Origin of the sequence: Symbioplanes lichenis (assembly GCF_030709675.1) — a bacterium.
Lineage (GTDB): Bacteria > Actinomycetota > Actinomycetes > Mycobacteriales > Micromonosporaceae > Actinoplanes > Actinoplanes lichenis.
The window spans coordinates 583,746-603,547 of the sequence record NZ_JAUZQD010000001.1; the positions used below are offsets into that span (position 1 = coordinate 583,746).

The following is a 19,802-nucleotide window of genomic DNA, read 5'->3' on the forward strand; positions in this document are numbered from 1 at the left end:
GCCACGCCGACATCCCGCCCCGCCGAATTCTCGGGCGGCGCGGCCCGGGCGGCCGCCGACGATGATCACTGCACGGCACGAACACGAAACGCCGCGAACCTGTTCCCGATCTTTATTTACGCAGCTCAGAGGCAAATAGGTCGAGCACCTCGAGCATCGTCGCGTGCCGGATCTCCGCCCGGGAGCCGCTCAGCGAAAGCTCCTTGACCGTCGTGGAAGTGGCGCCCGCCACTGCCACGAAGACCATCCCCACGGGTTTGCCGTCCTGCGGCTCGGGCCCGGCGACCCCGGTGGTGGCGAGCCCCCAGTCGGCGTCGCAGCGCTCGCGCACCCCCTGGGCGAGCGCCCGGGCCACGTCCCGGTCCACCGGCCCGCGTTCGTCGAGCAGCTCCTCCGGCACGCCGGCCAGCGTGTGCTTGAGGTCGGTGGCGTAGACGACGAGCCCGCCCCGGAACACCGCGCTCACCCCCGGGATCTCCACGAAGGTGGTCGCGAGCAGCCCCCCGGTCAGCGACTCGGCCGTCGCCACGGTCTCCCGGCGCTCGACCAGCAGGTGCACCGCCGCGGCGGCGGCCACGTCCTCGTTCACGATCTTTCCCTCGGTCACGGAGATCGAATAACCGCCCTCGCGGCGATCAACCCTGCGATCGGCGCAGCCGTAGCGCCTGGAGCACGTAGTCGATGCCGGTGATCACGGTGATGAGCAGCGCCCCAAGCATCAGGATGGGGCCGATCACGTCGAGCGGCGAGGGCATCGGCCACAGGAACCACGCGATCGCGGCGATCTGCAGGGCGGTCTTGAGCTTGCCGCCGCGGCTCGCGGGGATGATGCCGTAGCGGATCACCCAGAAGCGCAGCAGCGTGACGCCCCACTCGCGGACGAGGATCAGGCCGGTGATCCACCAGGACAGCTCGCCGTAGAGCGAGAGCAGCACCAGCGCGCTGCCGGTCAGCGCCTTGTCCGCGATCGGGTCCGCCACCTTGCCGACCGAGGTCACCAGCGAGTAGCGCCGGGCGATCCAGCCGTCGGCGAAGTCGGTGGCGGAGGCGACGAGGAACACGAGACAGGCGGCGATCCGCCACGCGGGGTGCGTCATCTCCGAGAAGACGACGAACAGCACGAAGACGGGCACGAGCACGATGCGGACGGCCGTGAGGAGGTTCGCCGGGTTGTGCAGCGGGGCCTCGCGCGGCGCGGCGACCGGCACCGGCTCGTCGGTCACGACGTCGCCGCGGCGGCGGTGCGGACCACGGGGGCGGCCGAGATCATCTCCACCGGCACGGCCACGAGGTCGACGCCCTCGGTGGCCGTGACCCGGGCCCGCACGAAGTCGCCGGGGCGCAGCGCCGCCAGGTCGACCCCGGCGTCCCCGGCCACCAGCGTCGTCGAGCCGTCGACCTCGGGCGCCTGGTGCTCGGCCCGGCCCTCGACCTCGGCGCCCTCGACCGTGTCGACCATCACCTCGACCAGCGCGCCCAGCCGCTCCTCGGCCCGCTGGGCGACCAGCTCGTCGGCCAGGTCGCTGATCTCGGCGTACCGCCGCTTGAGGGTGTCCTCGTCCACCTTGCGGTCCATGCCCGCGGCCTCGGTGCCGTCCTCGTCGCTGTAGTCGAAGAGGCCGATCGCGTCGAGCCGCGCCTCCGACAGGAAGCGGACGAGCTCCTCGAACTCCTCCTCGGTCTCGCCGGGGAAGCCCACGATGAAGTTGCTGCGCGCGCCGGCCGCGGGCGCCAGGGCGCGGGCCGAGGCGAGCAGCTCCAGGAAGCGCTCGGTGGAGCCGAAGCGGCGCATCCGGCGCAGGACGGGCTCGCTGGAGTGCTGGAACGACAGGTCGAAGTAGGGCGCGACGCCCGGCGTGGTCGCGATGACCTCCACCAGCCCGGGCCGCGTCTCGGCCGGCTGGAGATAGCTCGCGCGCACCCGGACGATGCCGCTGACCGCGGCGAGCTGCGGGAGAAGCTTCTCCAGCGCGCGGGGGTCGCCCAGATCCTTCCCGTACGACGTGCTGTTCTCACTGACCAGCACCAGCTCGCGCACGCCGGTCGTCGCCAGCCACTCAGCCTCGGCCAGCAGCTCCTGCGGGTCGCGGGAGACGAAGGCGCCCCGGAACGACGGAATGGCGCAGAACGAGCACCGCCGGTCGCAGCCGCTCGCGAGCTTCAGGCTGGCGACCGGGCCGGTGTCCAGCCGGCGGCGCAGCACCTTGCGCAGGTGGGCCGGGGTGTGCTCGTCGACCGTGGCGTGACCGGGCACGACCACCTTGGCCGCCTGACGCTTGACCGGGGTCAGCGGGAGCAGCTCGCGGCGGTCGCGCGGGGTGTGCGAGACGAACTTCTCGCCGGCCATCACCCCGTCGAGGCGGGCGGCGATGTCGGTGTAGTCGTCGAAGCCCAGCACCGCCTCGGCCTCGGGCAGGCTCTCGGCCAGCTCCTGACCGTAGCGCTCGGCCATGCAGCCGGCCGCGATCACCTTGGCGCCGGTGTCGGCCGCGGCGAGCAGGGTCTCGATGGAGTCCTGCTTCGCCTTCTCGACGAAGCCGCAGGTGTTGACGACCACCACGTCGGCGCCCTCGGCATCCGTGCTGACCTGCCAGCCGCCCGCGTCGAGGCGGGCCGCCAGCTCCTCGGAATCGACCTCGTTACGGGCGCAACCGAGGGTGAGCAGGGCGACACGGCGGGGGGAAGGAGTCACGGACACCCGACAAGGTTACCGGCATGCATCGCTCAGTCGTCGAGTCGGAGGGTGGCGAGCGTCTCCTCCAGCTCGTCCGGCTTGATCAACACCTCGCGGGCCTTGGACCCCTCGGAGGGGCCGACGATGCCCCGGGTCTCCATGAGGTCCATGAGCCGCCCGGCCTTGGCGAAGCCGACCCGCAGCTTGCGCTGCAGCATCGACGTCGAGCCGAACTGCGAGGTCACGACCAGCTCGATCGCCTGGAGCAGCACATCGAGGTCGTCGCCGATCTCCTCGTCGATCTCCTTCTTCTTGCCGGCCGGCGCCTCGGTGACGCCGGGCGTGAACTCGGCCTCGCGCTGGTCCTTGCAGAACTTGACGACGTTGGCGATCTCCGCCTCGTCGACCCAGGCGCCCTGGATGCGGGTCGGCTTGGAGGCGCCCATCGGCAGGAAGAGCCCGTCGCCCCGGCCGAGCAGCTTCTCGGCGCCGGGCTGGTCGAGGATGACCCGCGAGTCGGCCAGCGAGCTGGTCGCGAAGGCCAGCCGGGACGGCACGTTGGCCTTGATCAGACCGGTCACGACGTCGACCGACGGCCGCTGGGTGGCCAGGACCAGGTGGATGCCGGCCGCGCGGGCGAGCTGCGTGATGCGCACCACCGAGTCCTCGACGTCGCGCGGGGCGACCATCATGAGGTCGGCCAGCTCGTCGACGATCACGAGCAGATAGGGGTACGGCTTCATCACGCGCTCGCTGCCGGGCGGCGCGACGATCTCGCCCGTACGCACCTTGCGGTTGAAGTCGTCGATGTGCCGGACCCCGTTGGCCGCGAGGTCGTCATAGCGCATGTCCATCTCGCGCACGACCCACTCGAGCGCGTCGGCCGCCTTCTTCGGATTGGTGACGATCGGCGTGACGAGGTGCGGAATTCCCTCGTACGCGGTCATCTCCACCCGCTTCGGGTCGACCAGCAGCAGCCGCACCTCGTCCGGGGTGGCCCGGGTCAGCAGCGAGACCAGCAGCGAGTTGAGGCAGCTGGACTTGCCGGCTCCGGTGGCGCCCGCGATGAGAATGTGCGGCATCTTGGCCAGGTTGGCGACGACGAACCCGCCCTCGATGTCCTTGCCCAGCGCCACGAGCATCGGGTGGTGATCCGCCTGCGCCGCCCGCGACCGCAGGACGTCGCCGAGGGAGACATTTTCCGGGTCGGTGTTCGGGATCTCGACGCCGACCGCGCTCTTGCCCGGGATCGGCGAGAGGATGCGGACGTCGGGCGACTTGACCGCGTACGCGATGTTGCGCGACAGCTGCGTGATCCGCTCGACCTTGACGCCGGGCCCGACCTCGACCTCGTACCGCGTGACCGTCGGGCCCCGGGTGAACCCGGTGACCTGCGCGTCGACGTTGAACTGCTCGAACACGCCGGTCAGCGCGGCCATGATCTCGTCGTTGGCGCGGCTGCGCGACTTCGGGGCGGTGCCCTGGCCGAGCATCGCCGCGGGCGCCGGGCGGTACTCCCCGGGCACCGGCTTGATCTCCAGCTGCTCGGCCGCGACCGGCGCCGGCGAGTGCTCGGGCGGCGGCGCGACCTTGCGGGCCTTGGGCAGCTTGGCCGGGCTCAGCGACAACGTGTCGTGCAGGATCTCGCTCTCGGCGGGCTCGGGCGCCAGTCCGATGTCGGCCAGCGAGCCGTCGGCCTCGTCGGCGTCGTCGACCAGGGCGGCCTGCCGGCGACGAGCGGGACGGCGGGTCTTCGGCGGCGCGTCGAGCGGTGCGTCCAGGTCGGGCAGCGCCGGGTCGGCCCCGGGCAGCGGCGCGCGGGTCGTCGACCGGCCCAGCAGCACGTCGCCCAGGAGCAGGACACGCTCCGGGATCTTGTTGATCGGCGTGGCGGTGATGACCAGGAGACCGAAGACGAAGAGCAGGACCAGCAGGGGTACGGCCACCCAGGCGGTCACCGCGCGGATCAGCAGCGCGCCGACGCCGTAGCCGAGCAGTCCCCCGGCACTGTCCAGCCCGATGTCGTTGGTCGGCTGCTGGGCCACGTGCAGCAGCGCCGCCGTGGCGATCAGCAGCGCCGCCCAGCCCACCACGGTCCGGCCCCGGTGCTCCGGGTCGGCCGGCTTGCGCATCAGCCGGATGGCGCCGTACAGGAAAAGGAGCGGGAGCAGAGCAGCCAGGCCGCCGAAGAACAGGTGCAGGGCATCGGCCAGCCAGGTCCCGACCGGTCCGGCGGAGCCGGCCCACACCGCGACGCCGATGAGGATCGACAGGCCGAGCATGAACAGCCCGGCCCCGTCGCGCCGGTGCTCGGGATCCATCTCCCGGGCGCTCGTGCCGACACCGCGGGCCAGCCAGCCCACGCTGCCGGCGACGCTCATCCACAGGAAACCGGCGCCGCGGCCCACCGTGGCGCCGACGGTGGGCCGGGCCCGGGTGGCGCTCTTGGCACGGGCGCGCGGGGCGGTCGTGGTCTTACGGGGAGCGGCGGCCTTGCGCGGCGCGGCCTGACGGGCACGCGTCGTCGCGGCGCCGCCCTTCGACGCGCCGGTACGGCCCCGGCTCGCCGGAGGAGTACGGCTGGCCATGCCCCATACCGTAACCGGGACGCGCCGGTGGGGACGCGCGCCGCACCGGCTTTTCGGAATGACTACGATCAGTGGCATGTCCGCCGTGCTGCAGCCGCTGAGCCACGACATGATCGTCGACGCCCTCAAGGCGCGCGAGTTCGCGCACTTCGTCGACGAGGACGGTGACATCGGCGGCAACTGGCAGGGGTGCCTGATCTACTTCTTCCGGCTGGGCCGCGAGGAGGAGATCTTCCAGGTGAGAGTCCTCACCCACGCCGGCTTCACCACCGACGACGTGCCCCGGCTCTACGCTTTCTGCAACGCGTGGAACCACGACCGGCTCTGGCCCAAGGCCTACGTCCACACCGGCGACGACGGCATCGTCCGCGTCATCGGCGAGGTCGGCGCCGACTTCGAGCACGGCGTCACGCCCGAGCAGCTCGACCAGGTGATGGTCTGCGGCATCGCCACGGGCATCGAGCTGGCCGAGGCCGTCCAGGAGCTCAAGCAGCAGCCGTGACCTTGCGCCGCCGCCGCAGCGCGAACCCGGCCCACGACACGATGATCAGCACCGCGACGACGATCTGGGCCACCCACTCGTACCCGTGGGGGTAGAAGACGCCCGCCACATGATTGTCGAGGAAGCCGCCCTCGAGCGCCGGCCTCCCCAGCTTCTCGCGGCCGCGGTCCTCGAGCCAGGTGAGCGGGCAGTAGAGCCCGAAAACCACAATGACCAGCAGCCACGCCGCGGCGACGATCTGCACCCACAGGATCCTCGGCCAGCGCCAGGCGAGAAACCCGCCGAAGACGCCGAACACCAGAAAAGCGAAGTGCGCCCCGACGGCGAACCAGATCACGGCTTCGTAGAACACGCGTCCCACGGTAGCCAGCCGGGGCGGGGGCGGGCTGAGTTGCCGTACTCAGATGCAGCGCTGCCCGCGTGAGCCGGAGGATGACTCGCGCGGGCAGCACGTCGCGGGCCGGCCAGGGCCGGCCGGGTGGGGTCAGTCGTGGTGGCGGTGGCCGCGGCGGTGGTGGCCGCCCTGGTTGCTGTTGTCGGCCGGGGGCTCGGTGGCCTCGACGGGCGGCTCGGTGGTCGCCGTGGCGGTCGGGGCCGGGGCAGCGCCGCCGCCCGTGCCGCCCGCGGTCGTGGTGAGCAGCGTCAGGTTGTTGGTCTCGAGGATCTCGGTGATCGGCTGGAAGAAGGTTTCGCCGCCGACCGTGCAGTCGCCCGAGCCGCCGGACGTGACGCCCTGGGCCTGGTCGCCCGAGAGCCACGGGCCGCCGGAGTCGCCGCCCTCGGCGCAGACGTCCGTACGGGTGAGGCCGGTGACCGCGCCCTCCGGGTAGTTGACCGTCTGGTTCTTGGCGAGGATCGTGCCGCAGCGGGTGCCGGTGGTGGAGCCGGAGCGGCAGACCGCCGCGCCGACCGGGGCCTCGGTGCTGCCCGCCACGGGGAGGGCGTTGCCGTCGAAGTCGTCGACGAAGGGCTGCAGCGGGACGTCGGCCTCGGTGCGGACGAAGCCCATGTCGGCGTTGCCCGGGAAGACCGACGCGGCGACCTCGCCCTGGGCGTCGCCCTCGAAGTCGATGGTCGGGGTGCCCTCGGCGCCGCAGTGGCCGGCGGTGGCGAAGCCGCCCTCGACCGCGAAGCCGATCGAGCAGCGGGCCTGCTGGCCGCCGCCGAGGTCGACGAAGTAGGGCTGGGCGCCGATCACGTCGGCGGCGAGGGTGCGGGGCGCCGACGTGACGGTCACCACGTCCACGGCCGACTTCGGCAGCCCGGCGTCCTCGGCCAGCTCCCAGGCGTGGTCGTCGTCGTTCTTGAGGGCCTGGATGACGACCTTGTTGGCGGCCACGTCGACGTACCAGCCGGGGAGGTCCTGGTCGGACTTCACCGCGGTCGCGTCGAGGGCCTTCTTGGCCTGGTCGAGCTGGGCGACGCTGCGCGCGACCACCTTGGGCACCGCGCCCGTGGCCTTGACGACGTCGGCGAGCCCGGGGTCGGTGATCGCGATGTTCAGCGTGGTGCCGTCCTTGGCCAGCCAGGAGCCGCCGTACGCGTCACCGGTCTGGCTGCGCAGCTGGGCCGACACCCCGCTGGCCCACGCCGAGCGCTTGATGCGGGCGGTGGCGTCGCTCGCGTCGAGACCCAGGTCCCGCTTCATCGCGTCCAGCAGCTGCGGGGCCACCGCGCCCGTCGCCTGCGGCGAGGCGCCGCCGGCCGAGTCGTTGGTGCCCGCCATGGACGGCAGGGTGAAGGCCACCGCCGCGCCCGCTGCCGTCACCGTCGCCGCGATCGCGACGACCGTTCTGCGCTGCATTCGCTACTCCCCTCGCATCGCGGCACCGTGGGGGCGGTGCCGTGCCCATCGATACGAGGGGGAGCGGCGAAGAGTTCAAAGAACGCGGTCAGACCTCGACGACGGTCGGTACGATCATCGGCCGGCGACGGTACGCGTCGTTGACCCAGCGACCCACCGTACGCCGCACGACCTGCTGCAACTGGTGCGTGTCGGTGATGCCTTCCTCGGCCGAGCGGTGCAGCGCGGCGGTGAGAAGCGGAATCACCGGATTGAAGGCCTCGGGGTCCTCGGAGAAGCCCTTCGCCATGACCGACGGCTCCCCGACGACCTTGCCGGTGACCGAGTCGATCACCACGGTCGCCGAGATGAACCCGCCGTCGCCGAGGATGCGCCGCTCGGTCAGCAGCGACTCGCTGACGTCACCCACGGCGAGGCCGTCCACGTACACATAGCGGTTCTTGACCCGGCCCACGTGCCGCGCGTGCCCCTCGACCAGGTCCACCACGTCGCCGTCCTCGCAGAGCACGACCCGGTCCGGCGCGACCCCGGAATCGATGCCCAGCTGGGCGTGGGCGCGCAGGTGCCGCCATTCCCCGTGTACGGGCATCAGGTTGCTCGGACGCACCACGTTGAGCAGGTAGAGCAGCTCGCCGGCGGGCGCGTGACCCGACACGTGCACCTTCGCCGTCTCCTTGTGGACCACCGTGGCGCCGGCCCGGGCCAGCTGGTTGATCACTCGGTAGACGCTGGTCTCGTTGCCCGGCACCAGCGAGCTGGCCAGCACGACCGTGTCGCCGGACTCGATGGTGATGTGGCGGTGGTCACCGGTGGACATGCGGCCGAGCGCGCTCATCGGCTCGCCCTGCGACCCGGTCGACATGAAGACGACTTCGTCGCCCGGCAGGTGCGTGGCCTCGTCCAGGCTGACCAGGATGCCGTCCGGCACGTTGAGCAGGCCCAGGTCGCGCGCGATGCCCATGTTGCGGACCATCGAGCGGCCGATGAGGGCCACCTTGCGGTCGTACTCGTACGCGGCGTCGAAGACCTGCTGCACCCGGTGGACGTGCGACGCGAAGCTGGCCACGATGATGCGCCCGCGGGCCTTGCCGAAGATCGCGTTGAGCACCGGGCCGATGTCACGCTCCGGCGAGACGAACCCGGGGATCTCCGCGTTCGTCGAGTCGGAGAGCAGCAGGTCGACGCCCTCCGCCCCGAGCCGCGCGAAGCCGGCCAGGTCGGTGATCCGCCCGTCCAGCGGCACCTGGTCCATCTTGAAGTCACCCGTGTGCAGGACCAGCCCCGCCGGCGTACGCACGGCCACCGCGAGCGCGTCCGGGATCGAGTGGTTCACGGCGAAGAACTCGCACTCGAACGGTCCGAGCCGCTCGACCTGCCCCTCGCGTACCGTCAGGGTGTAGGGGTCGAGCCGGCGCTCGGCCAGCTTGGCCTCCACCAGCGCGAGCGTGAACTCCGAGCCCACCAGCGGGATGTCCGGCTTGTGGGCGAGCAGATAGGGCACCGCGCCGATGTGGTCCTCGTGCCCGTGGGTGAGCACGATCGCCTGCACCTGGTCCAGCCGGTCCAGGATGGGCGCGAAGTCGGGCAGGATGAGGTCGACGCCGGGCTGCTCCACGTCGGGGAACAGCACGCCGCAGTCGACGACCAGCAGCTTGCCGTCGTACTCGTAGACGGTCATGTTGCGGCCGATGGCGCCGAGACCGCCGAGCGGTATGACGCGCAGGGCGCCCTCGGGCAGTGGCGGGGGCGGGCTCAGCTCGACGTGCGCTTGGCTCATGTGTTTCTTTCCGTTGTCAGAGGTCCACGCCGGCCGCCGAGGCGTCCCGGCGCAGTTGGTCCAGCTCCGCGTCGGTGGCGTCGACCAGCGGCGGCCGCACGGGACCGGCCGGGCGGCCCAGGGCGCGCAGGCCCGCCTTGACGAGGATCGTGCCCTGCGTGCGGAAGATCCCGGTGTAGAGCGGCAGCAGCTGCCGGTGCAGCGCGAGCGCCCCGGCGACGTCGCCGCGCTCGTACGCCAGGATCATCTCCTTGGTCTGCGGGCCCGCGAAGTGCGTCGAGGTGCCCACGACACCGACCGCCCCGATCGACAGGAGCGGCAGCGTGGCGGAGTCCTCGCCCGAGTAGTACGCGAGATCGGTGCGCCGCAGCACGTCCGAGGTGGCGGCGATGTCGCCCTTCGCGTCCTTCACGCCCACGATGTTCGGGTGCTCGGCCAGGCGTACGAGAGTCTCGGTCTGGATCGGCACGCCGGAACGATGCGGAATGTCATAAAGCAGCACGGGCAGCCCGGTCGCGTCGGCCACGGTGGTGAAGTGGCTCACCAGCCCCGCCTGCGGGGGCTTGTTGTAGTAGGGCGTGACGACCAGCAGCCCGTGCGCCCCGGCCTTCTCGGCGGTGCGCGCCAGCTCCACGGTGTGCGCGGTGTTGTTGGTGCCCACGCCGGCCAGGATCCGGGCCCGGTCGCCGACGGCCTCCCCCACGACCCGCAGCAGCGCCTCCTTCTCGGCGTCACTGGTCGTGGGCGACTCCCCGCCGGTGCCACTGATCACGAGCGCGTCGTGGCCCTGCTCGTCGACGAGCCATTCCGCCAGCGAGCCGGCCGCGTCGAGGTCGAGGGAGCCGTCCGCGGTGAAGGGGGTCACCATGGCGGTCACCAAGCGCCCGAAGGGCCGTACGGGGTCGTGCGTCATGAGGACAACTTATCGGACGAGGCGCGGGGACGCTCCCGGGCTCAGACGTAGAGGTAGGTGAACGGCGCCCACGGGAGATTGCGGAGCACGCTCCAGACGCCCCACACCGCGATGAACGTGCCGAGCACCCGGGGCGAGAGGGTCAGCTGGGGCAGGTTCCAGCCGAAGACGCGGCGGCCGGCCCAGGCGACGTACATCCAGAGCAGGAAGGGCACCGCGAACACGAACAGCGCGTGATGGCGGGCGGCCGCCGGGAGGTCGCCGTGCAGCAGGTACCACGCGGCGCGGGTGCCGCCGCAGCCCGGGCAGATGAAGCCGGTGACGTATTTCAGCAGGCACGAGGGGGCCGCACCGGGCTCGGCGTCGGCGGGGTGGGTGGCATAGGTGTAGCCGACCGCGCCGGCCATGCAGACCAGGGCGGCGGCCGGGGCCAGCCAGACCGGGGACTCGTGCCACTTGCGCTGCAGGAAACGGCTGAACCGGTCGCCCTGCGGCTCGAAATAGGGCTGGTAACCCGCGGTCATGACTGCGAGGCTACACCGGCGCTCCCACCGGCGAAGATCACGATTTGAGGGCCGCGGTGAGCGCGGGCGCCAGGTCGCCCCGCTCGGGCGCCTCGATCGCGTCGAGCCCCAGCCAGCCCGCCAGCCGCTGCAACTCGACCGCCAGCGCCCCCGCCGTCCCGTCCTCGTCGCCCTCGGGCTCCAGCCACGCCGCCGGGATGCGGAGCACGCCCGCCTTGCGATCGGCTTTGAGGTCGAGCCGGGCCGTCAGCGCGTCGCCCTGCAGGAACGGAAGGACGTAGTAGCCGTACAGCCGCTGGGCCGCCGGCACGTAGATCTCGATGCGGTAGTTCATGCCGAACAGCCGCTCGGTCCGCCCCCGCTCCCACACCAGCGGGTCGAACGGGCTGATCAGCGCGGACGCGTTGACCCGGCGCGGCAGTCTCGCCTCGTGGTGCAGATAGACCGGCGGCTTCCAGCCCCGGACCGTCACCGGAAGCAGCACCTTGTCCTCGACGAGCTCCCGCACGGCCTGCTTGAACCCGTCGACCGGCAGCCGGAAATAGTCCCGCAGCTCCGCCTCGGCGGCCACCCCCAGCGCCCGCGCCGACAGCTCGACCAGCGCCCGGAACGAGTCCTGGGGCGACGGCGTCGGCGCGTTCATGATCGCGGCCGGCAGCACCCGCGACGTGAGGTCGTAACGACGAGCGAACGAGGTCGTACGCTCCGACGCGCTGATCTCACCCGTGAAGAAGAGCCACTCGAGCGCCTGCTTGACCGCCGACCAGTTCCAGCCCCAGTTGTCCTTGCTCCGGGGCACGTCGTGCTCGATCTCCGCGGCCGTGATCGGCCCCCGGTCGCGCACCTCGCCGAGCACCCGCTCGATCAGCTCGGGCTGCTCCCGGGCGATCCGCACCATGCCGCCCCAGGCATAGTCGCGGGCCCGGGCCATCCGCCAGCGGAACAGCGGCTGCAGATCGACGCGGATCAGCGACGCCTCGTGCCCCCAGAACTCGAAGAGCTCCCGCGGGTGCCGATAGGCGGCGCGATCGAGCAGCCCGGCCGGATAGGGCCCGAGCCGGCTGTAGAGCGGCATGAAGTGGGCCCGCTGGAGCACATTGACCGAGTCCATCTGGATCAGGTGCAGCCGCCGCAGCACCCGGCGCAGATGGCGCAGATCGGTGGCCCCGCCGGGAGCGGGGTCGGTGAAGCCCTGCGCGGCCAGCACGATCCGGCGAGCCTGCGCGACACTGAGGTTCTCGGGTACGCCCATCGAGCCGGACGTTATATCAGTGGTACGACATTTTCCGGCCGGGCAGGATGGCGGCCATGTTCGAGATTCGCCCCATGGCCGACGACGAGATCGAAGCCACCTGTGAGATGCACGCCCGCACGTGGCAAGTGGCTTACGCCGGCATCGTCCCCGACGACTACCTGGCCGCCATGGACCCCGTGCAGATGGCCGCCCGCCGTCGGGAGCATCTTTATCCGACTCTGCTCGCCCTGCGGGACGGCGTCATCGTGGGCAACTCCTCGTACAAGGACGACGGCGAGCTGCTCTCCCTCTATGTGGACGAGTCGGAGTGGGGCAAGGGGACGGGCAAGGCGCTCTTCGACGCCGTCGCCCGGGAAATGACCTGCACCATGCGACTCTGGGTGCTGGAGGACAACGTGCGGGCGCGCCGCTTCTACGAGCGCCAGGGCATGACCCACGACGGCGAGAGTGACTTCTGGACGCCGCACGGCACGGCGGTCCGACTGCGTGAGCTGCGTTACGTCAAGCCTCTGTAGGCTGCCGGGCATGGCTCTCGGCTTCGTCCGCCCCGCCCGCCCCTCCGAGGCCTCGGAGATCGCCCGCATCCAGCTCTCCACCTGGCGCACGGCCTACCGCCGGATGTTCCCGCCGCACGTGCTCGAGAACCTCGACGAGGCGTACCTGACCCGGGGCTGGAGCCTCGCGATCGAGCAGCCGCCGTCCCCGCGCCACCGGGTGCTCATCGCGGTCGAGCAGAGCGAGTCGGAGCAGACGGTGGTCGGCTTCGCGGCCTCCGGCCCGGCCGACGAGCAGGCCCTGGCCCCCGAGGAGCCGCCCCTCGCCGACACCGTCGCCGCCGTGACCGACTTCCTGGTCGAGCCGCGCTGGGGCCGCCGCGGCCACGGCAGCCGCCTGCTGGCCGCCACGGTCGACCTGTGGCGCGAGGACGGCTTCACGTCGGCGGTCGCCTGGGCCTACGAAGCCGACCAGTCCACCCAGAAGTTCCTGACCGGCTCCGGCTGGCAGCCCGATGGCGCCGGCCGGGCCCTCGACGTCGACGACATGCTCGTCAACCAGCTCCGCCTCCACGTCGCCCTCGCCTGACAACGACCTGGCCGTTATACCAGGCACGGTATATCCTGGGCTGGGTGAGTGCCCGTTACGACATCGAGCTGGAACCCGAGGTGCGGGAATGGCTCGATACTTTGAGGCTCAAGGACTATGCGAAGGTCGAGGCCATGGCGGACATCTTCGCCGACCGGGCCGAGACGCTCGGGGAGCCATACTCGCGACATCTCAGCGGCAAGACGCGCGAGTTGCGATTCCATTTGGACCGTTCTGCCGTCCGGATCAGCTACTGGCTGGCTCCCGGGGCACGAGCTGTGTTGCTGACGGTGTTCCGCAAGACTCGGCAAATCGAACGCGGCGAGGTGGCGCGGGCAATCGCCGCTCAGCAGGAGTGTGAATCAGGGCATGAAGCCCACGCTCCGGCGACTGAGACCTATGAGCGGAAATGGCACTGGGAGATCGGAGGGACCGGACGATGAGCACGCGTCATACCCGTTGGCAGCGCTCCGGCGCTGATGAGCACAACGCCGCCTATGAGGAAGCCCGGGCGGCACTGCTGCTTGGTCAGATGGTCCACGACCGGCGCATCGAACTCGCCATGACGCAGGCCGACCTCGCGGAGCGGGCCGGCATGACACAGCCACAGCTCTCCCGCCTGGAGTCCGGCGGAGCCACACCGACCGTGCCTTTGCTGGCCCGCCTGGCAGCGGCGTTGGACGCGGAGCTCGACATCGTCTTCCGTCCCCACAACTCGGTTGCCGCCTGACCGGCGGGTGCCGAGAAGCTAGGGCGTGTCCTAGTCGAGCAGCGGGTCCAGGCCGACGGTCAGGCCGGGGCGGGACGCCACGTTGCGGACGGCCAGCAGGACGCCCGGCATGAACGACGCGCGGTCCAGGCTGTCGTGCCGGATGGTCAGCGTCTCTCCGGCCGTACCGAAGAGGACCTCCTGGTGGGCCACCAGGCCCGCCGCCCGGACGGCGTGGACGCGCACCCCGTCGATCTCCGTCCCCCGGGCGCCGGCCATCTCCGCCTGAGTGGCGTCCGGCATCGGGCCCAGGCCCGCCGCGGCGCGGGCGGCGCCGATCAGCCTGGCCGTGTGGGTGGCCGTGCCGCTGGGGGCGTCGAGCTTGCGCGGGTGGTGCTGCTCGATGATCTCGGCGGAGTCGAAGAAGCGGGCCGCGCGCTCGGCGAACTGCATCATCAGCACCGCGCCGATGCCGAAGTTGGGGGCGATCAGCACGCCGACCTTCGGCGCGGAGGCGAGCAGATCGGCGACGGATGCGAGGCGCGCGGTGGTGAAGCCGCTCACGCCGATCACCGCGTGGATTCCTTGGGCCACCGACCAGCGCAGGTTGTCCATGACCGCGTCGGGGGTGCTGAGGTCGACCACCACGTCGGCCCCGGCCGCCGCCGTCAGGTCGTCGCCGCGGCCGATCGTGGCGACCAGGGAGAGGTCGGGGGCGGCCGAGATCGCCTTGCACGCCTCGGAGCCCATGCGGCCCTGGTATCCGATGACGCCGACGCGGAGGTTTTCAGTCACGCGGCAAATCTAGTGGACGGAACCAGCGGCGTTCGACCAGGCCGACGACCACGAAGACCGCCGCCACGTACGCCCAGCCGACCAGCACGTCGATCACGTAGTGCTCGCCCGTGTAGACCAGCGTGAAGGTCATCGCCAGCGGATAGGCGAGCAGCAGGGGCCACCAGCGCCGGCGCACCATGGGCAGGAAGAAGGCGACCGCCATCATGGCCCACGCGGTGTGCAGCGACGGCATCGCGGCGACCGGGTTGGACTGCTCGACCTGCAGGGCGTTGAGGGTGTTGCCGGCGCCGTGCAGGCCGATGGCGTCCCAGCCGTTCGTGGAGATGCGCTCGACCGGGGCGTTGAGGTAGCCCCGCTCCCCCGCCCACCACGGCGGCGCGGCTGGGTAGAGGAAATAGGTGATCAGGCCGAACACGCACAGCGTGAACCACCGCCGGATGAACCGGGCCCACTGGAAGCGGGTGCGGACCCAGAGGATCACGGCCACCGTCGGGACGGTCAGGAAGTGGGAGACGTACACCAAAGTGACCACGACCTCCCACCACTGGACGACGCCGGGGTGGTAGAGGTGCTCCTGCAGCCACGTGGTCGGGACCTGGCCGCCGGTGAACCAGCCGAACATGTCGATGTCGGCGTGGATCATCTCGGTGACGTGCGGGTCGAAGAAGTCGTCGGCGAACGAGCGCGAGACGTTGTAGACGACCAGCAGCAGCGAGATGGGCAGCCAGTCGCGCAGGAAGAGCAGGTGCTGCTTCCAGGGCAGATAGTTGCGCCACGCGATGGTCGCCAGCCAGAGCCAGCCGAAGGCGATGAGCGGGTCGCTGGTCGGCACGCCGATGAAGTACGTGCCGACCGCGAAGACGACCGCGAAGACGGCCATGCCGATGATGCGCCGCTTGCGCCGGTCGGCCGGGCTCACATCCACATCGGGCGCCGGGGGGCTTTCGATGGTCACAACACTCCAGGCTAGCCAGCGGGCGAAAAGGCGTCGTCGGCGAAGGGCCCGACCACGGCCAGCGACATCGGGCGGGCGAGCAGGTCCGCCGCGAGCGCGTTGACGTCGCCGAGCGTGACGGCGTCGACCTTGGCCAGCATGTCGTCGACGTCCATGAAGTCGCCGTAGAGCAGCTCCGACTTGGCCAGCCGGCTCATCCGCGAGCCGGTGTCCTCGAGCCCGAGCACATAGGCGCCCTTGACCATGCCCTTGCCCCGCACGAGCTCCTCGGCGGTGATCCCGTCGCGGGCCACCGTGGCGAGCTCGGCGCGGATCAGCGCCAGGACCTCCTCGGCCTTGCCCGGTGCACAGCCCGCATAGACGCCGAAGAGGCCGCCGTCGGCGTACTGCGTGCCGTAGGAGTAGACCGAGTAGGCCAGGCCGCGCTTCTCCCGGATCTCCTGGAAGAGCCGGCTGGACATGCCGCCGCCGAGCACGTTGTTGAGCACGCCGAGCGCGAAGCGCCGTTCGTCGTCGCGGTGCAGGCCGGCGGTGCCGAGGACCAGATGCGCCTGCTCGGTGTCCTGGTTGCGGACGACGGTGACGGGCCGTTTCACCCGGGCCGCTTTCCCGGTACGCACGGCAGCCGGCGCCCCGGGCGTGTCCAGCGGACTTCCGGCCAGCGCCCGCCGCACGAGCCGGACCACGGTCGCGTGCTCGAGGTTGCCGGCCGCCGTCACGACGATCTGCGGCGCCTTGTAGCGGCTGCGGTAGAACCGGTGGATCTGCTCCCGCGTCATCGGCGTGATGGTCTCCTCGGTGCCCGAGATCAACCGCCCCAGCGGGGTGTCCGCCCCGAAGATCGCCTCGGTGAAGACGTCGTGCACCTCGTCGCCGGGCTCGTCGTCGTGCATGGCGATCTCTTCGAGGATGACGCCGCGCTCGGTCTCCACGTCGGCGGGATCCATGACCGAGTGCGCCACGGCGTCACAGAGTACGTCGATGGCGAGCGGCAGGTCCGCGTCGAGCACCCGCGCGTAGTAGCACGTGTACTCCTTGGTGGTGAACGCGTTGGTCTCGCCGCCGACCGCCTCGATCTCCGCGGAGATGTCCAGGGCCGAGCGCCGCTCGGTGCCCTTGAAGAGCAGGTGCTCGAGGAAGTGCGACGCGCCGGACAGCGTGGCCGATTCGTCCCGCGAGCCGACCCCCACCCAGATGCCCAGCGCGGCGCTGCGCGTGGTCGGGATCGTCTCCGTGATGACGCGCAGACCACTGGGCAGGACGGAACGCTTGACGCCGTCGCCCAGGGCCTTGGTAGAAACGCGGGCCGGCCTCTCGGCCGGCCCGCGGTTGTTACTCGTTGTCATGCGTGGCGTCAGCTACGGTCGCCGCCACGGTCACCCGACGGACGCGAGCGCCGCCGGCGCGGGGCGTCGCCACCCTCACGGTCGCCGCGGGGAGCGCGCTCCTCGCGGGGCTTGTCGCCACCGGCCGCGGCCGGGGCGGCCGCCGGGGCCTCCTCGCCCTCGGGGCGGACCTTGTCGAGGTAGATCTTGCCGCGGTTGTCGATGTCCGCGATCGAGACCTCGACCTTGTCGCCGACGTTGAGGAAGTCCTCGACCTTCTCGACGCGCTTGCCGTCGCCCACCTTGGAGATGTGCAGCAGGCCGTCGCGGCCGGGCAGCAGCGAGATGAACGCGCCGAACGCGGCCGTCTTCACCACCGTGCCGAGGAACTTGTCGCCGACCTTGGGCAGCGTCGGGTTGGCGATGGCGTTGATGCGCTCCACCGCGGCGTCGGCCGACGGGCCGTTGGTCGCGCCGACGTAGATCGTGCCGTCGTCCTCGATCGAGATGTCGGCGCCGGTCTCGTCCTGGATCGCGTTGATCGTCTGGCCCTTCGGGCCGATGACCATGCCGATCTTGTCGACCGGGATCTTGACGCTGGTGACGCGCGGGGCGTACTCGCTCATCGACGCCGGGCCCTCGATCGCCGCGGCCATGACGCCGAGGATCGTGGCGCGGGCGTCGTGCGCCTGCTGCAGGGCGGCGGCCAGCACGTCGGACGGGATGCCGTCGAGCTTGGTGTCGAGCTGCAGCGCGGTGACGAACTCGCTGGTGCCGGCGACCTTGAAGTCCATGTCGCCGAACGCGTCCTCGGCGCCGAGGATGTCGGTCAGCGCGACGTACTCGGTCTTGCCGTCGACCTCGTCGGAGATGAGGCCCATGGCGATGCCGGCGACCGGCGCCTTCAGCGGGACACCGGCGGACAGCAGGGCCAGCGTCGAGGCGCAGACCGAGCCCATCGACGTCGAGCCGTTGGAGCCCAGGGCCTCGGAGACCTGGCGGATCGCGTACGGGAACTCCTCGCGCGAGGGCAGCACGGGCACGAGGGCCCGCTCGGCCAGCGCGCCGTGGCCGATCTCGCGGCGCTTCGGCGAGCCCACCCGGCCGGTCTCACCGGTCGAGTAGGGCGGGAAGTTGTAGTTGTGCATGTAGCGCTTGGACTTCTCGGGGGCGAGGGTGTCCAGGGCCTGCTCCATGCGCAGCATGTTCAGCGTGGTGACGCCCATGATCTGGGTCTCGCCCCGCTCGAACAGCGCCGAGCCGTGGACCCGGGGCAGGATGCCGACCTCGGCCGACAGCGGGCGGATGTCGCGCGGGCCGCGGCCGTCGATGCGGACCTGCTCGCGCAGCACGCGCTGGCGCACCTCGCTCTTGGTGACCGAGCGGAAGGCGGCGGAGATCTCCTTCTCCCGGCCCTCGAACCGCTCGTCGAGCAGCTCGTGCGCCTTGGCCTTGACCCGGTCGAGGGCCTCCTCGCGCTCCTGCTTGCCGGCGATCTTGAGCGCCTCGGCGGTCTCCTCGCGGACGGCCTCGGTGACGGCGGTGAACACGTCGTCCTGGTAGTCCAGGAAGACCGGGAACTCCTGCACCGGCTTGGCGGCGACCTCGGCCAGCTCGCTCTGCGCGCGGCACAGCTCGCGGAGGGCGGGCTTGGCGGCCTCGAGACCGCTCGCCACGATCTCCTCGGTCGGGGCGGTGGCACCGGCGGCGATCAGCTTGACCGCCTGCGGGGTGGCCTCGGCCTCGACCATCATGATCGCGACGTCGCCGTCCTCGGTGACGCGGCCGGCGACGACCATGTCGAAGACGGCCCGCTCGAGCTCCTCGATGGTCGGGAAGGCGACCCACTGGCCCTCGATGTAGGCGACGCGGGTCGAGCCGACCGGGCCACTGAACGGCAGGCCGGAGAGCTTGGTCGACATCGAGGCGCCGTTCATGGCGACGACGTCGTAGGGGTGCGCCGGGTCCAGCGCGAGGACGGTCTCGACGACCTGGACCTCGTTGCGCAGGCCCTTGGTGAACGACGGGCGCAGCGGCCGGTCGATCAGGCGGCAGGTGAGGATCGCGTCCTCGCTGGGCCGGCCCTCGCGGCGGAAGAACGAGCCGGGGATGCGGCCCGCGGCGTACATGCGCTCCTCGACGTCGACCGTCAGCGGGAAGAAGTCGAAGTGCTCCTTCGGCGCCTTGCTGGCCGTGGTGGTCGAGAGGACGGTCGTCTCGCCCAGCTGGACGACGACCGAGCCGCCGGCCTGCTTGGCCAGCCGGCCGGTGGAGAAGGTGATCTCCCGGGTGCCGAACGATCCGTTGTCGATGACGGCGGTGCGGGATTCGGTGCCGAGAGCGGTCTTCTGCTCTGTCATGTGGTGCGGAACTCCTTCGTCGAGGACCCGGCGGTCTCTACAGCGCGGTTGCAGCGGTGGCCGGTCTTCGATCGAAGTGCCCGGAAATCGGGTTCCGGGAACCACTACCGAGGACCGGTGCCGTCAGTTACTGCGGCCGCGCGGGTCCGTGGGTTGTACAGCGGGGGAGCGACCAGAAGCCGCTCCCCCGGGTGAAGCTATCGGCGCAGGCCGAGCCGCTCGATGAGCGAGCGGTAACGCTGGACGTCCTTCTTCTGGACGTAGTTGAGCAGGCGGCGGCGACGGCCGACGAGCAGCAGCAGACCACGACGGCTGTGGTGGTCGTGCTTGTGCACCTTGAGGTGCTCGGTCAGGTCGGCGATCCGCTTGGTGAGCATCGCGATCTGGACCTCGGGAGAGCCGGTGTCGCCCTCCGCGGCCTGGTACTCACCGATGATCTTGGTCTTGGTCTCTTGATCGAGCGCCATGTTCTCCGTACTTCTGTGTTGCCGGGTGAAAGCGAACTCCTGCACCCGCGGCGTCGGGCAGGCACGCA

Annotated in this window: 20 protein-coding genes; 5 read left to right on the forward strand and 15 right to left on the reverse strand. The window is 71.0% G+C overall.

What is annotated here, in order from left to right; translation table 11 throughout:
• Positions 1 to 112: 112 nt before the first annotated feature.
• From RAN62_RS02615 to RAN62_RS02630, 4 genes are read right to left on the reverse strand one after another with little or no spacing between them, the layout of a single operon-like run.
• On the reverse strand, positions 113 to 607 hold the full coding sequence (locus RAN62_RS02615) for a CinA family protein (protein ID WP_305782790.1): 495 nt from the start codon (positions 605 to 607) through the stop codon (positions 113 to 115).
• 28 nt (positions 608 to 635) lie between these two features.
• A complete protein-coding gene (pgsA, locus tag RAN62_RS02620) occupies positions 636 to 1,223 on the reverse strand; it encodes a CDP-diacylglycerol--glycerol-3-phosphate 3-phosphatidyltransferase (protein WP_305782791.1) in 588 nt (195 codons plus the stop codon).
• Positions 1,220 to 2,698, reverse strand: coding sequence for a 30S ribosomal protein S12 methylthiotransferase RimO (rimO, locus tag RAN62_RS02625; RefSeq protein WP_305782792.1), 1,479 nt, complete (start codon positions 2,696 to 2,698; stop codon positions 1,220 to 1,222). Before rimO ends, pgsA begins: the two co-directional genes overlap by 4 nt.
• A 26-nt stretch (positions 2,699 to 2,724) precedes the next feature.
• Entirely contained in the window at positions 2,725 to 5,262 is a 2,538-nt protein-coding gene (locus tag RAN62_RS02630) for an FtsK/SpoIIIE family DNA translocase (RefSeq protein WP_305782793.1), read from the reverse strand.
• 76 nt (positions 5,263 to 5,338) lie between these two features.
• Here RAN62_RS02630 and RAN62_RS02635 point away from each other — a divergent pair, with 76 nt between their 5' ends.
• The gene (locus tag RAN62_RS02635; protein ID WP_305782794.1) at positions 5,339 to 5,764 is read left to right on the forward strand and encodes a type III secretion system chaperone family protein; all 426 of its coding nucleotides are present in this window, start codon (positions 5,339 to 5,341) and stop codon (positions 5,762 to 5,764) included.
• Here the strand turns inward: RAN62_RS02635 and RAN62_RS02640 are convergent.
• The 6 genes from RAN62_RS02640 to RAN62_RS02665 form a co-directional block, all read right to left on the reverse strand.
• A complete protein-coding gene (locus tag RAN62_RS02640) occupies positions 5,748 to 6,116 on the reverse strand; it encodes a DUF2784 domain-containing protein (protein ID WP_305782795.1) in 369 nt (122 codons plus the stop codon). The genes RAN62_RS02635 and RAN62_RS02640 overlap by 17 nt on opposite strands.
• A 132-nt stretch (positions 6,117 to 6,248) precedes the next feature.
• A complete protein-coding gene (locus RAN62_RS02645; protein WP_305782796.1) occupies positions 6,249 to 7,568 on the reverse strand; it encodes a S1 family peptidase in 1,320 nt (439 codons plus the stop codon).
• Positions 7,569 to 7,656: 88 nt separating this feature from the next.
• Positions 7,657 to 9,345: a ribonuclease J gene (locus tag RAN62_RS02650; RefSeq protein WP_305782797.1), complete on the reverse strand. Its 1,689-nt coding sequence runs from the start codon at positions 9,343 to 9,345 to the stop codon at positions 7,657 to 7,659.
• A 16-nt stretch (positions 9,346 to 9,361) separates the two neighbouring features.
• Entirely contained in the window at positions 9,362 to 10,258 is an 897-nt protein-coding gene (gene dapA / locus RAN62_RS02655; protein ID WP_305782798.1) for a 4-hydroxy-tetrahydrodipicolinate synthase, read from the reverse strand.
• 41 nt (positions 10,259 to 10,299) lie between these two features.
• Positions 10,300 to 10,782, reverse strand: coding sequence for a DUF2752 domain-containing protein (locus tag RAN62_RS02660; RefSeq protein ID WP_305782799.1), 483 nt, complete (start codon positions 10,780 to 10,782; stop codon positions 10,300 to 10,302).
• Positions 10,783 to 10,819: 37 nt separating this feature from the next.
• Positions 10,820 to 12,034: a winged helix-turn-helix domain-containing protein gene (locus RAN62_RS02665; RefSeq protein WP_305782800.1), complete on the reverse strand. Its 1,215-nt coding sequence runs from the start codon at positions 12,032 to 12,034 to the stop codon at positions 10,820 to 10,822.
• Positions 12,035 to 12,090: 56 nt separating this feature from the next.
• On the opposite strand from RAN62_RS02665, the gene RAN62_RS02670 reads away from it, so the two are divergent.
• Genes RAN62_RS02670 through RAN62_RS02685 form a run of 4 tightly spaced genes read left to right on the forward strand, consistent with a single transcriptional unit; the run spans position 12,091 to position 13,850 of the window.
• Positions 12,091 to 12,552, forward strand: coding sequence for a GNAT family N-acetyltransferase (locus RAN62_RS02670; protein WP_305782801.1), 462 nt, complete (start codon positions 12,091 to 12,093; stop codon positions 12,550 to 12,552).
• A gap of 10 nt (positions 12,553 to 12,562) precedes the next feature.
• Positions 12,563 to 13,120, forward strand: coding sequence for a GNAT family N-acetyltransferase (locus tag RAN62_RS02675; protein ID WP_305782802.1), 558 nt, complete (start codon positions 12,563 to 12,565; stop codon positions 13,118 to 13,120).
• A gap of 44 nt (positions 13,121 to 13,164) precedes the next feature.
• A complete protein-coding gene (locus RAN62_RS02680; protein ID WP_305782803.1) occupies positions 13,165 to 13,563 on the forward strand; it encodes a type II toxin-antitoxin system RelE/ParE family toxin in 399 nt (132 codons plus the stop codon).
• Positions 13,560 to 13,850, forward strand: coding sequence for a helix-turn-helix domain-containing protein (locus RAN62_RS02685; RefSeq protein ID WP_305782804.1), 291 nt, complete (start codon positions 13,560 to 13,562; stop codon positions 13,848 to 13,850). Before RAN62_RS02680 ends, RAN62_RS02685 begins: the two co-directional genes overlap by 4 nt.
• Before the next feature lie 30 nt (positions 13,851 to 13,880).
• Here the strand turns inward: RAN62_RS02685 and dapB are convergent, their stop codons facing one another.
• From dapB to rpsO, 5 genes are all read right to left on the reverse strand, one after another.
• Positions 13,881 to 14,633 carry a 4-hydroxy-tetrahydrodipicolinate reductase gene (gene dapB / locus RAN62_RS02690; protein WP_305783048.1) on the reverse strand — a complete coding sequence of 251 codons (753 nt, stop codon included), beginning with the start codon at positions 14,631 to 14,633 and terminating at the stop codon, positions 13,881 to 13,883.
• On the reverse strand, positions 14,617 to 15,507 hold the full coding sequence (locus tag RAN62_RS02695; protein WP_305783049.1) for a phosphatase PAP2 family protein: 891 nt from the start codon (positions 15,505 to 15,507) through the stop codon (positions 14,617 to 14,619). The genes dapB and RAN62_RS02695 overlap by 17 nt, the downstream gene beginning before the upstream one ends.
• Before the next feature lie 86 nt (positions 15,508 to 15,593).
• Entirely contained in the window at positions 15,594 to 16,928 is a 1,335-nt protein-coding gene (locus RAN62_RS02700; RefSeq protein WP_305782805.1) for a M16 family metallopeptidase, read from the reverse strand.
• Between the two features lie 8 nt (positions 16,929 to 16,936).
• Positions 16,937 to 19,267, reverse strand: coding sequence for a polyribonucleotide nucleotidyltransferase (locus tag RAN62_RS02705; RefSeq protein ID WP_305782806.1), 2,331 nt, complete (start codon positions 19,265 to 19,267; stop codon positions 16,937 to 16,939).
• Positions 19,268 to 19,464: 197 nt separating this feature from the next.
• Entirely contained in the window at positions 19,465 to 19,734 is a 270-nt protein-coding gene (rpsO, locus tag RAN62_RS02710) for a 30S ribosomal protein S15 (protein WP_305782807.1), read from the reverse strand.
• Positions 19,735 to 19,802: the final 68 nt, after the last annotated feature.